Source organism: Photobacterium sp. BZF1 (assembly GCF_014349205.1).
Classification (GTDB): Bacteria; Pseudomonadota; Gammaproteobacteria; order Enterobacterales; family Vibrionaceae; genus Photobacterium.
The window spans coordinates 53,289-64,484 of sequence record NZ_JACSOF010000013.1; the positions used below are offsets into that span (position 1 = coordinate 53,289).

Here is an 11,196-nt window from a genome sequence, read left to right on the forward strand (position 1 = left end):
GGTCTTTAATAGTAACTACCCCGTTAATTCGGGCACAGGAAATACTCAGGTGGGACAACCACCGTTTTGTTACCAAGGAGGTACCTATGGATGAAGTTGGTAGGAAAGTTTTCGTTCTCGACACCAATATACTACTTCATGAACCCCTCGCTGTTTATTCTTTCAAAGAGCATGATGTCGTCATCCCGATGACGGTGCTTGAAGAGCTCGATCGTATCAAGGACAGCAAACGTGATGTGTCACGTGATGCCCGTGTTGCTATCCGAGCCTTGGAAGATATTTTCCGCGATGCCACCCCTGAGCAAATTGCCGAGGGGATCCCGCTAAGCCCACAAGGAGGTGAGTTAGGTAAGGTTTCTATTTTTGCTGATTATGAGGTGACTGAAACGGTCCACGCTTTTGCTGACAAGGCAGGAGACAACCGTATCCTCAATGGCGTGTTATTTCTCCAGTCCCATTATGCGCCGCGTGACGTGGTGCTGATCACGAAAGACATCAATATGCGGCTGCGCGCCAAAGGGGCCGGTGTCTATTATGTCGATGACTACCGTTCCGATCAGTTGATTGATGATGTCAAAATGCTGACCAAAGGGTTCTACCAATTCAGTGGAAACTTCTGGGAACGTGTCGGTGAGTGTTATTCGGAGAAAAAAGGTCGCTCGACTGTCCATACCCTGCCTTCAGAATTGTTTGAGGCACCGTTTATCAACCAGTACTTAATTGATGAGGATAGTGATTTTGCCGGTCGGGTCCAGTCTATTGATGGGGAAACCCTAACCATGAAAGACATCGGACATGAACGGTTGCTGAGCAAACAGGCATGGGGGATCCACCCGAAAAATATCTACCAGGGAATGGCTCTCGATGCCCTTATGGATCCGAAGATTGACCTGGTGATCCTAACCGGGCCTGCCGGGTGTGGTAAAACCATCCTGGCCATGGCGGCGGCATTGGAGCAAGTGATCGAAAAAGGCATGTATGACAAGATCATCGTGACCCGAAATACCCCAGAAATCGCAGAGTCTATCGGTTTCCTACCGGGTACCGAGGAGGAGAAGATGATGCCTTGGCTCGCTGCGGTGACCGATACTATGGAGGCATTACACAAAAACGATGTGTGTACCGACGGATCGATGAAGTACATCTTCGACAAGGCCAATATTCAATTTAAATCAATTAACTTTATGCGCGGGCGTTCTATCCAAAATGCATTTGTATTGCTGGATGAGTGCCAGAACCTCACCGCCTCCCAGATTAAAACCATCATCACCCGTTGTGGGGAGGGCACCAAGCTAGTTTGTTCGGGTAACCTGGCCCAGATTGACTCCAGTTACCTGTCTCCTGTGACGTCGGGCTTGACCTATATCGTCGAGCGTTTCAAGAATTTCGAAGGCAGTGCCAACATTTATCTCAATGGCGTTGTCCGCAGCCGCCTGGCTGAGTTTGCCGAGGAAAACCTATAGCCATATAGGTTCTGTATCTTTCCCTATTTGCAAAAGCGAGCCGGTTGGCTCGCTTTTCAATTATTACTGGGGGTATTAGTCGCCAAGATAGCGCTTAAGGGCGGGATCGCTTGGTGAGGCTAATACGTCTTGGCAAGGCCCGAAGACCTTCACTGTGCCTTGATAAATAAAGGCACACTTATCGGCAATTTTCAGCGCATCTTCCGGACTGTGGGTGACCATCAGTACTGTGGTGTTCTGCTCCCTGGCAAGCTTTCTGACCAGTTCTAGCATCTCTTTCCTTAATGCTGGGTCAAGTGCAGAGAAGGGTTCGTCGAGCAGCAGTAATGGGCGCTGGCGGATCAGGCAGCGTGCCAATGCTACCCGCTGGCGCTGGCCGCCGGATAGTTGCTCCGGCAACCGCTCCAGGTAGTTTTGTAATCCCACTTTTGCCGCTGCAACTACTACGTGCTCTTTTTGTTCGTCGTTCAGTTTCAACGCCGGGCTCAAACCGAGGGCAATGTTTTCATAAACACTCAGGTGCGGAAACAAATTGTGCTCCTGAAACAAGATAGAGAGCGGGCGGTTGGCCGGGTGCAGTTGGCAGATTGGCTGACCATTAACCGTGAGCGTGCCACTATCTGGGGTAAGGAAGCCGGCAACCATGGCAAGCAGGGTGCTTTTTCCGGCCCCGCTTGGGCCGACGAGGGCGACGATATCCCCGGCCTCAACGCTGAGGTCAAAGCAAAGCTGGGTCGATTGGCCGGGTTGCTTCGGATGGTGGAAGCAATGTTGTAATTGCTGCAGATTAAGCATTATGGATTCCGGATGATCAGTTTTTCAACCAAGGAGAATAAGCCTAGGCTAAGAGTGAGCAGGATCAGGGCTGCTACTGCAGCAGCGTCCATTTGGTAGCTGCCGAGCAGTTGGAACAGGTAGAGCGGCAGGGTTTGGAAGTCTTGGCTACCAAACAGTGCGATAGCCCCCAAATCGCCGAGTGACAGTACAAAGCCGATGGCCAAGGATTGGGCAAAGGGCTTTTTCAAGGCTCGCCACTCTACCAGCATAAGCCGTGATAGCCCGGTCATGCCGAGGCTCTGGCACAAGGGCTCGTATTGCTGGGCAACATGGAGCATTGGCTGGCTCAGGGTCTTGAGTACATACGGCAGGGCCATCAGGGCATTGACCGCAACCACCACCCAGAAAGCGGCGGCAAAGGCGTCGGTAAACTGGCGCAGTAATAAGAAGATACCGGTACTTAGGACTAACCCCGGGGTGACCAGGATAATAGTGCCAATCAGGTCCAGCCCATCGGCCTGCCAACGGCGATGTTGGAGGCGCCATTGCCGACTGGTGAGCAGTATCGCCACGCCGCCAGCTAAGGCCAGCACACAAGCAATACTTGCGATTTGCAGTGAATTGAACACGGCCTGCCAGAGGCCGGGGTTGCCCAGTGATGCAAGGGTTTGGCTATTGAAGCCCGCAAGGCAGACCGCAAGCAGGGGGGGAAGCACCAATAACAGGGCAAGGCCTATCCATACCCAGTCCCAGCAACGGCTGGCGAATGAATCGAACTGGCTCTGGCGCAGGTTGGCGACAGATTGGCTCGAGGTGGCCAGGGGTTTGGCAAAACGTTGGCTCAGCAAGACAAGGCTACAGCACAGCAGCATCTGCCATAGGGCAAGGATAGCACCACCTGCAAGATCAAAGTCGTAACGCAGCGCTTGGTAGATGGCCAGCTCAATGGTTGTCGCTTTGGGGCCGCCACCCAGTGCCATGATGACGGCAAAACTGGTAAAGCACAGCATAAAGACGAGCCCTACGACGTGGGGGAGCTGCTGGCGTATCCTCGGCCAGGCGACAAAACGAAAGGTGTGCCAGCTCGACATGCCAAGGTGGGTAGCCAGTTGGTGCTGCTCAAAAGGGATCCCCTCAAGGCTTTGGACAAACAGTCGCGCTGCCAATGGAAGGTTGAGGAAGACATGGGCCAACAAGATCCCCTGTAGGCCATAGAGGGAAAAACTGCCCTGCCACCCTAGCTTCGCCAGAAAGCTGCTCAGTACACCGTTGTTACCGTAGATAGCCAATAGGCCGAATACCGCGACCAGAACCGGTAATACCAAGGTCATGGCAAAGATCCGCATCAGCAAGGCTTTCCCCGGAAACTGCCGTCGCGACAGTGCGTAGGCGACGGGAATGGCCGGTAAGGTACTCAGCAGAGTCGAGAGCAAGGCCTGGATAAAGGAAAAACCAGTAATATGGCGCAGGTAGGGGTCGCTCCACAGCGAAGCGATATCGAGCGTACTGGCTTCATTGACCAATGCGGCAAGGGCGCTGATCACCAGGCACAGAATAAGCCCGGCGGTAATGAGGCCGGGCATCAGTTGGGTGTTGCGTGTGTTCAAAAGTGAGTGCCTACTACTTGGTCAATGCCTGTTGCCACTCACGTACCCAGCTACGGCGTTGCTTGGCAACATCCTCGGCCGAAAATTCAAGGGATTTACCCGGTAGGGTCAGTAACTTGAACTCGGCTGGCTGGGCGACATCCGTTACTGGATACATCCAGTTACCGGTTGGGATCACTGACTGAAATTCGGGCGTTAGGATAAAGGCAAGGAACTTGTCAGCCAGTGCTTGGTTCGGGCTGTTTTTCAGTTTTGCCGCTACTTCGACCTGCATGTAGTGGCCTTCGCTAAAATCGGCGGCTTTGTATTTGTCATCCTGCTCGGCGATCAGGTGATAGGCGGGTGAGGTGGTGTATGAAAGTACCATATCTGACTCGCCTTTGAGGAACATGCTGTAGGCCTCAGACCAACCTTTGGTGACGGTAACCGTCTTGTCAGCCAGTTGCTGCCAGGCTTGTGCTGCCTTGTCACCGTACACTGACTTCATCCACAGCATCAAGCCTTGGCCCGGCGTAGAGGTGCGTGGGTCTTGGTAGATGATAGAGAGATCATCACGGTTGACCAACTCATCCAAGCTTTTCGGCGGATTCTCAAGCTTGGTGCTGTCATAGACAAAGGCAAAATAGCCGTAGTCGTAAGGCACGAAAGTGGCATCGCTCCAGCCGTTTGGCAAGGTGAGTTCGCTGGTGTCCACCTGGTGCTCGGATAGCAAGCCAGTTTTCTTAGCTTCGTCGAGCAAGTTGTTATCAAGTCCGAGTAACACATCGGCTTTGGTATTCTTGCCCTCAAGACGGATGCGGTTGAGGATGGATACACCGTCATCCAACGCCACGAACTCCAAATCACACTCACACTGCGCTTCAAACGCTTTCTCGATGGCCGGCCCCGGCCCCCAGTCAGAGGCGAATGAGCTGTAGGTGTAAACCGTTAAGGTGTTGTCCGCAGCCAGTGTCGGCATGGCGGCCAAAGTAACAAGTGGGAGTAATTTTTTCACTATGCGCTCCTGATGCTCTTGCGTCCGGCAAGAGGAAAAATAATCGTACGAGCGGCACAGGGTTGAGCAGAAGGCAGGCATCATGCCGGCTTTGCGAGATAAGAAGGCTTACCGTGGCGAACTCAATTCCTACGCCAGTACTAACTGGATCAGGTTCTGTGGGTCTTGCCGCAGCAATCTCAGCAGCTTGTAACAAGGCCTAATTTGGCCAAAGACAAGCGCTCCCCAATGAGAACGCTTGTTATTGTAATGTGACGGGGTACAGGTTGCCAGCAGGAAGGCACTATTATGCTAACTGCCCCCTGGATGAAGCCATAATACCGGTCTGGCTATTTGGCTTCATTGAGCGACCAGTTGTAATCATAGCTGACATTGCCAAGTGTAATTGATGCTCCTTGGCGGTATTGGTTGATGTGTTTTTGCAGTTGTGACTGGTTGCCGAAGTCGCTGCCATACCATTCATAAATCGACGAGAGCTGGGTTTTGCTGCCTTGGGGGTTAACGCCTTTGCGGCTATTGATAAATCGAGTGGCTGATTTTTCCAGCAAGCGTTCGGTGTTGCTGGCAGTGAAGGCCTCGGGCTGGAGGTCCGGGCAACCCAGGCTGGCACAGTTGACGACATAGTGAATGCGCGGATCGCGCCAAATCGGGCGCAAAATCCGGTGCTCGATATCATTGAGAGATAGCGATTTTCCGTTAATGGTAAGTACTTGCTCATCCCAGGGGCCAAAGCTGAAGATACCACCGAGTTTGGTAATCGAAGATACCGGATATTCATCGAGGATCAATTTGACTGTTTGGGCATTGTAGAGGTTAACCCAATAAGCAAACTGTTCGTTGCGGCCTAGTTGGTGCGGATTGATCCTGGTAAGGTCGCGCAGGTAACGGTCCAGTTCATACTTGTCGCTGTCCGATACCCGGTTATAGCGGAACAAGGTTTGTTGGGGCTGGACCACCAGGTATTTATCGAGCAGGCGTTGCCAACGGCTGTGATCAACCTTTTGTGAATTGGAAGTGGCATATTGCTGCCAGTAAGGCCACAGGTCTGCTTTGGGGGCAGCAAAAGTGCTGGCCGATAACATGAGAAACAGCAGGCTGACAAAAAAGCGCATAGAACATCCTTAATCTTGGTCCCAAGAGATGACAGGGTTTAGCTTAGACGACCTGCTGTTAGCCCGGTTTATTGCAAAAAAGACAAAAAAATGCCCCAGCCATAGTGGGCTGGGGCGTTATTTTTACCGGTTTCTAGCGAAGACGGTTCTAACGTTAGGCCAAGAACGCCGGGATCTTGCTTTCGTATTCGGCAATCTTGTCTTCGTGCTGCAAGGTCAGACCGATGTTGTCCAAGCCGTTCAGCAGGCAGTGGCGGCGGAACTCGTCAATCTCGAAGCTGTAATGCTTGCCGTTGGCCGTTACCAGCATGGCTTCCAAATCAACGGTGATCTCAGCGCCTTCGCTGGCTTCGACGTACTGGAAGATCTCATCGACTTCCTGCTCGGTCAGGCGAACCGGCACCATCTGGTTGTTGATCGAGTTGCCGTAGAAAATATCGGCAAAGCTCGGTGCAATCATCACCTGGATACCGTAATCGGCCAGGGCCCAAGGGGCGTGTTCACGGGATGAGCCACAGCCGAAGTTTTCACGGGCCAGCAAGATGCTGGCACCCTGATAGCGCGGCGCATTCATCACAAACTCTGGATTTGGCTGCTCGCCGGCATCATCGAGGAAGCGCCAGTCATGGAATAGGTGCTTGCCGAAACCGGTGCGGGTCACTTTCTGCAGAAACTGCTTGGGGATAATAGCATCGGTATCTACGTTGGCGGCATCCAAAGGAACGACCAAACCGGTGTGTTGTTTAAATCCTGTCATTGTCTCGTTCCTTCTCTTAAGCCGTCACTGCAACGTTGTCTAGTTCGCGGATATCAACAAAGTGGCCTGCACACGCAGCCGCCGCTGCCATCGCTGGGCTCACCAGGTGAGTACGACCGTCACGGCCCTGACGACCTTCGAAGTTACGGTTACTGGTTGATGCGCAGCGCTCACCTGGGCCCAAGCGGTCATTGTTCATGGCTAGGCACATTGAACAACCCGGTAGGCGCCATTCAAATCCGGCATCGATGAAGATTTTGTCCAGCCCTTCTTTCTCAGCCTGGGCTTTAACTTGCTCCGAACCCGGTACAACCAATGCTTGGACGTTGGCAGCAACCTTGCGGCCTTTGGCAATGGCTGCTGCAGCACGCATGTCTTCGATGCGCGAGTTGGTGCAAGAGCCGATAAACACTTTGTCGATGTTGAAATCTGAAAGTTTTTTACCCGCTTCCAAGCCCATGTAAGCCAATGCTTTTTCTGCAGACGCTTGCTCGACCGGATCGGCAAAGTCAGTTGGTGCAGGGATAGGTTGGTCCACGGCAATTACTTGGCCAGGGTTAGTGCCCCAGGTTACCTGCGGCTTGATGTCTTTGGCTTCTAGGGTAACTACGGTATCGAACTTGGCATCGTCGTCAGTTTTCAGTGTCTTCCAGTATTCGATAGCCGCTTCTAAATCACCGCCTGCTGGCGAAAATTTACGATCCTTGATGTAGTCGAAAGTGGTTTGGTCCGGGGCGATAAGGCCGGCTTTGGCACCCAGCTCGATAGCCATGTTACAGACCGTCATGCGTCCTTCCATGGTCAGGTCGGTGATCGCTTCACCGCAGAACTCCACCACGTGGCCGGTACCACCGGCTGCAGTGGTCTTGCCGATGATCGCCAGCACGATGTCTTTGGCGGTGATGCCTTCAGCGACCTTGCCTTTAACTTCAATTTTCATTGTTTTGGCACGGGCTTGCTTCAGGGTCTGGGTCGCCAATACATGTTCGACTTCCGAAGTACCGATACCGAAGGCCAGTGAGCCGAATGCACCGTGGGTTGCCGTGTGCGAGTCACCACAGACAATTGTCATGCCCGGTAGGGTAATGCCCAGCTCTGGGCCCATGACATGGACGATGCCTTGGTATTTGTGGTTCAGGTCGTAAAGGGTGACACCGAACTCTTCACAGTTCTTGGCAAGGGTTTCCATCTGGATACGGGCCATCTCGCCAGAGGCTTTTATGTCCTTGGTCTGGGTCGAGACGTTGTGATCCATGGTCGCGAATGTTTTGCCGACCTGGCGTACCTTGCGGCCTTTTTCACGCAGGCCATCAAAGGCCTGCGGTGACGTCACTTCGTGTACCAAGTGACGGTCGATATATAGGATCGGGTTTTCGCCTTCGGCGGCAACCGCAACGTGGGCATCGTAGATTTTTTCGTATAGCGTCTGAGGCGCTTTAGTTGTAGACATTGCTCGTTTGCTCCTTGCTGCGATTAGGCTTGGCGAACGTATTGGGCAATCTTATCGCCCATTTCGCTGGTGCTTAGTGCCGGGCCGTTGCCCGCTAGGTCTGCGGTGAGTTCACCGGCTTCCAGTGCTTGCGATACCGCTTGTTCGATAGCGCGTGCCGCCTGCTCTTCACCCAGGCTGTAACGTAGCATCAGGGCTGCAGATAGGATTTGTGCGACTGGGTTGGCAATATTCTTGCCCGCGATATCCGGTGCCGAGCCGCCTGCTGGCTCGTACATGCCGAACTTGTCTTGGTTCAAGCTGGCAGAAGGTAGCATACCCATAGAACCGGTGATCATCGCGCACTCGTCCGAGATGATGTCGCCGAAGATGTTCGAGCACAGCATCACGTCGAACTGCGACGGGTCTTTGATCAACTGCATGGTCGCGTTGTCGATGTACATGTGGTTTAGCGCGACTTCCGGGTAGTCCTTTGCCACTTCCTCAACCACTTCACGCCATAGGATAGAGCTCTGCAGTACATTGGCTTTATCGATGGAGTATACGTTCTTGTTGCGTAGCATTGCCGATTCGAAAGCGATGCGGGCGATGCGCTCGATTTCGTAGCGGTGGTAAATTTCGGTGTCGTACGCTTTCTCTTCCGGACCTTCGCCTTCACGGCCTTTCGGCTGGCCGAAGTAGATACCGCCGGTTAGTTCGCGGACCACAACGATATCGAAGCCGCGCTCGGAGATATCGGCACGCAGTGGCGAGAAGGCTTCCAGGCCACTGTGGATCTGTGCCGGGCGCAGGTTACAGAACAGCTGGAAGTGCTTGCGAAGCGGTAGCAGTGCACCACGCTCAGGCTGGTCGTTCGGCGCAAGGTGTTCCCACTTCGGGCCACCGACCGAACCAAACAGGATCGCATCGGAGTCTTCACAACCTTTCAGTGTTGCTTCCGGCAGTGGACAACCATGGTTGTCGATGGCAATACCACCAACATCGTATTCGTTGCACGTTAGGGTGAAGCCAAATTTCTCTTGTACAGCATCCAACACTTTGTGGGCCTGCTGCATTACTTCTGGGCCAATACCGTCACCCGGTAGAACGGCAATCTTATATGTACCTGCCATGGTTATACTGTCTCCATTTGGGATTTCTGTTTAATTTCTGCAATCTGATCGGCGCGATGAATGCTGTTGATCACGTGAAGTAGTGCTTGTCCTGACGCCTCGACAATGTCGGTCGCCAAGCCGGTACCGTGGTACTTGCGGCCTTTGTAGTTGGCTATGATGTCAGCTTGGCCTAGGCCGTCCTCCCCTTCGCCTTTGGCGGTAAGGTCGAATTTATCCAGTACGATGTCGTAACCGGTTAGGCGGTAGATACATTGGTATAGCGCATCAACCGGACCGTTACCGACAGCGGCTTCGCATTTCTCTTCGTCACCGCATTGTAGCTTGATGCTGGTGGTCGCCATGACGCTGCCCGACTGAACGCTTAGGTAGTTCAGCTTGAAGAAGTCATCTTCTTCGCGCAGGTTGGCAAAGTGCATCAAGGCTTCCAGATCGTAGTCGAAGACCTGTCCCTTGCGGTCAGCCAGTTTCAGGAAGTCGGCGTATAGTTCGTCTAGGTTGTACTCGTTTTCGGTGTAGCCCAAGGTATCCATGTGGCTCTTCACGGCGGCGCGGCCAGAGCGGGATGTTAGGTTTAGGGCTTGGTTCTTAAGACCAATCGACTCTGGGGTCATGATCTCGTAGGTGTTCTTGTTCTTCAGCATACCATCTTGGTGGATACCGGAAGAGTGGCTGAAGGCGTTGGCACCGACGATTGCCTTGTTGGCCTGTACCGGCATGTTGCACAGCTGGCTGACCATCTTGCTGGTACGGTGGATTTCGTCGTGCTTGATATTGGTGTGGACACCTAGTAGTTCGGCGCGGGTCTTGATGATCATGGCGATCTCTTCCAGCGAACAGTTGCCTGCACGCTCGCCGATACCGTTGATTGTCCCCTCAACCTGACGGGCACCGGCCTGGACGGCAGCCATCGAGTTGGCAACTGACATGCCTAGGTCGTCGTGGCAGTGCACCGAGATAATAGCCTTGTCGATATTGGGTACGCGCTCGAACAGTTGGCCGACGATACCGCCAAACTCGCTTGGCAAGGTATAGCCCACGGTGTCTGGAATATTGATGGTCGTTGCACCGGCATTGATTGCCGCTTCAACCATGCGGCAAAGGTTGTCGATTGGGGTACGGCCGGCATCTTCACATGAGAACTCGACATCGTCGGTGTAGTTGCGGGCACGCTTGACGGCAGCAACGCCCATCTCAATCACGTCATCGTAGCTGCGGCGCAGTTTGTCCTGTACGTGGACCGTTGAGGTCGAGATGAAAGTATGGATACGGAATGCTTCGGCTACTTTCAGCGACTCGGCAGCCACATCAATGTCTTTGGCAACAGCACGGGATAGGGCACAGACCCGGCTGTTCTTGATGTGTTTGGCAATAGTCTGGACCGACTCGAAATCGCCCGGTGACGACACTGGGAAACCAGCCTCGATAACGTCAACCCCAAGGCGTTCAAGGGCATAAGCGATCTGCAGTTTTTCTTTTACCGTTAGGCTGGCGGATAGTGCCTGTTCACCGTCCCGTAACGTGGTATCGAAAATGATGACCTGATCTTTCATTGCTACTTCCTTTCATTGGCTGCCGTTATTGGCGTTGTCTGCATCCGCTTGCGCTGGCCTGTATAAGAAAAAACCCGCGCAGTCTGCGCGGGTTTTTTGAATTCTTAGTGGTGTTTCCCACCCATAAGCTACCCGCGCGATCTTGTCACGATAAGGAGGAGGCTTAGGAGAAGAGATGAGAAACGCATTTTCATAATTGAAATATATCCACAAACTTGGTTAACAAATGAATACCAAATAGACAGGCTGACCGTCAACCCCAAATTGCATGTTTATTTTCTTTTCTTGGTTATTCAGTTGATATTTCGTGGCTATCGTGACAAATCAGACCAGTTGTATTCATGGCTGCTATGGCGGGGTCGCTTGCTAAG

The 11,196-nt window shown here is 53.0% G+C and carries 9 protein-coding genes and 1 riboswitch; of the genes, 1 reads left to right on the forward strand and 8 read right to left on the reverse strand.

Annotated features, from left to right (window positions below):
• Positions 1 to 86: 86 nt before the first annotated feature.
• Positions 87 to 1,463 (forward strand): PhoH family protein, encoded by a 1,377-nt coding sequence (locus BIZ37_RS04525; protein ID WP_187460493.1) that lies wholly within the window; start codon positions 87 to 89, stop codon positions 1,461 to 1,463.
• A gap of 75 nt (positions 1,464 to 1,538) precedes the next feature.
• Here BIZ37_RS04525 and thiQ read toward each other — a convergent pair whose 3' ends face one another.
• The 8 genes from thiQ to leuA form a co-directional block, all read right to left on the reverse strand.
• The gene (thiQ, locus tag BIZ37_RS04530) at positions 1,539 to 2,258 is read right to left on the reverse strand and encodes a thiamine ABC transporter ATP-binding protein (RefSeq protein WP_187460494.1); all 720 of its coding nucleotides are present in this window, start codon (positions 2,256 to 2,258) and stop codon (positions 1,539 to 1,541) included.
• Complete coding sequence (gene thiP / locus BIZ37_RS04535; protein ID WP_187460502.1) at positions 2,258 to 3,823, reverse strand: thiamine/thiamine pyrophosphate ABC transporter permease ThiP; 1,566 nt, start codon at positions 3,821 to 3,823, stop codon at positions 2,258 to 2,260. Before thiP ends, thiQ begins: the two co-directional genes overlap by 1 nt.
• A 37-nt stretch (positions 3,824 to 3,860) precedes the next feature.
• Positions 3,861 to 4,841 (reverse strand): thiamine ABC transporter substrate binding subunit, encoded by a 981-nt coding sequence (gene thiB, locus BIZ37_RS04540; protein WP_187460495.1) that lies wholly within the window; start codon positions 4,839 to 4,841, stop codon positions 3,861 to 3,863.
• A gap of 109 nt (positions 4,842 to 4,950) precedes the next feature.
• Positions 4,951 to 5,079, reverse strand: a riboswitch (TPP riboswitch).
• 91 nt (positions 5,080 to 5,170) lie between these two features.
• On the reverse strand, positions 5,171 to 5,953 hold the full coding sequence (locus BIZ37_RS04545) for a DUF547 domain-containing protein (protein ID WP_187460496.1): 783 nt from the start codon (positions 5,951 to 5,953) through the stop codon (positions 5,171 to 5,173).
• A 154-nt stretch (positions 5,954 to 6,107) separates the two neighbouring features.
• A complete protein-coding gene (gene leuD, locus BIZ37_RS04550; RefSeq protein ID WP_187460497.1) occupies positions 6,108 to 6,710 on the reverse strand; it encodes a 3-isopropylmalate dehydratase small subunit in 603 nt (200 codons plus the stop codon).
• A gap of 16 nt (positions 6,711 to 6,726) precedes the next feature.
• Positions 6,727 to 8,160: a 3-isopropylmalate dehydratase large subunit gene (leuC, locus tag BIZ37_RS04555; protein ID WP_187460498.1), complete on the reverse strand. Its 1,434-nt coding sequence runs from the start codon at positions 8,158 to 8,160 to the stop codon at positions 6,727 to 6,729.
• 23 nt (positions 8,161 to 8,183) lie between these two features.
• On the reverse strand, positions 8,184 to 9,272 hold the full coding sequence (gene leuB / locus BIZ37_RS04560) for a 3-isopropylmalate dehydrogenase (protein ID WP_187460499.1): 1,089 nt from the start codon (positions 9,270 to 9,272) through the stop codon (positions 8,184 to 8,186).
• A gap of 2 nt (positions 9,273 to 9,274) precedes the next feature.
• Positions 9,275 to 10,825 (reverse strand): 2-isopropylmalate synthase, encoded by a 1,551-nt coding sequence (gene leuA / locus BIZ37_RS04565; RefSeq protein ID WP_107299607.1) that lies wholly within the window; start codon positions 10,823 to 10,825, stop codon positions 9,275 to 9,277.
• Positions 10,826 to 11,196: the final 371 nt, after the last annotated feature.

Bases quoted from the DNA above. Each gene is read 5' to 3' on its own strand.
- BIZ37_RS04525 (WP_187460493.1), top strand. From the start codon at position 87: ATGGATGAAGTTGGTAGGAAAGTTTTCGTTCTCGACACCAATATACTA.
- thiQ (WP_187460494.1), bottom strand. From the start codon at position 2,258: ATGCTTAATCTGCAGCAATTACAACATTGCTTCCACCATCCGAAGCAA.
- thiP (WP_187460502.1), bottom strand. From the start codon at position 3,823: ATGCCCGGCCTCATTACCGCCGGGCTTATTCTGTGCCTGGTGATCAGC.
- BIZ37_RS04545 (WP_187460496.1), bottom strand. From the start codon at position 5,953: ATGCGCTTTTTTGTCAGCCTGCTGTTTCTCATGTTATCGGCCAGCACT.
- leuD (WP_187460497.1), bottom strand. From the start codon at position 6,710: ATGACAGGATTTAAACAACACACCGGTTTGGTCGTTCCTTTGGATGCC.
- leuC (WP_187460498.1), bottom strand. From the start codon at position 8,160: ATGTCTACAACTAAAGCGCCTCAGACGCTATACGAAAAAATCTACGAT.
- leuB (WP_187460499.1), bottom strand. From the start codon at position 9,272: ATGGCAGGTACATATAAGATTGCCGTTCTACCGGGTGACGGTATTGGC.
- leuA (WP_107299607.1), bottom strand. From the start codon at position 10,825: ATGAAAGATCAGGTCATCATTTTCGATACCACGTTACGGGACGGTGAA.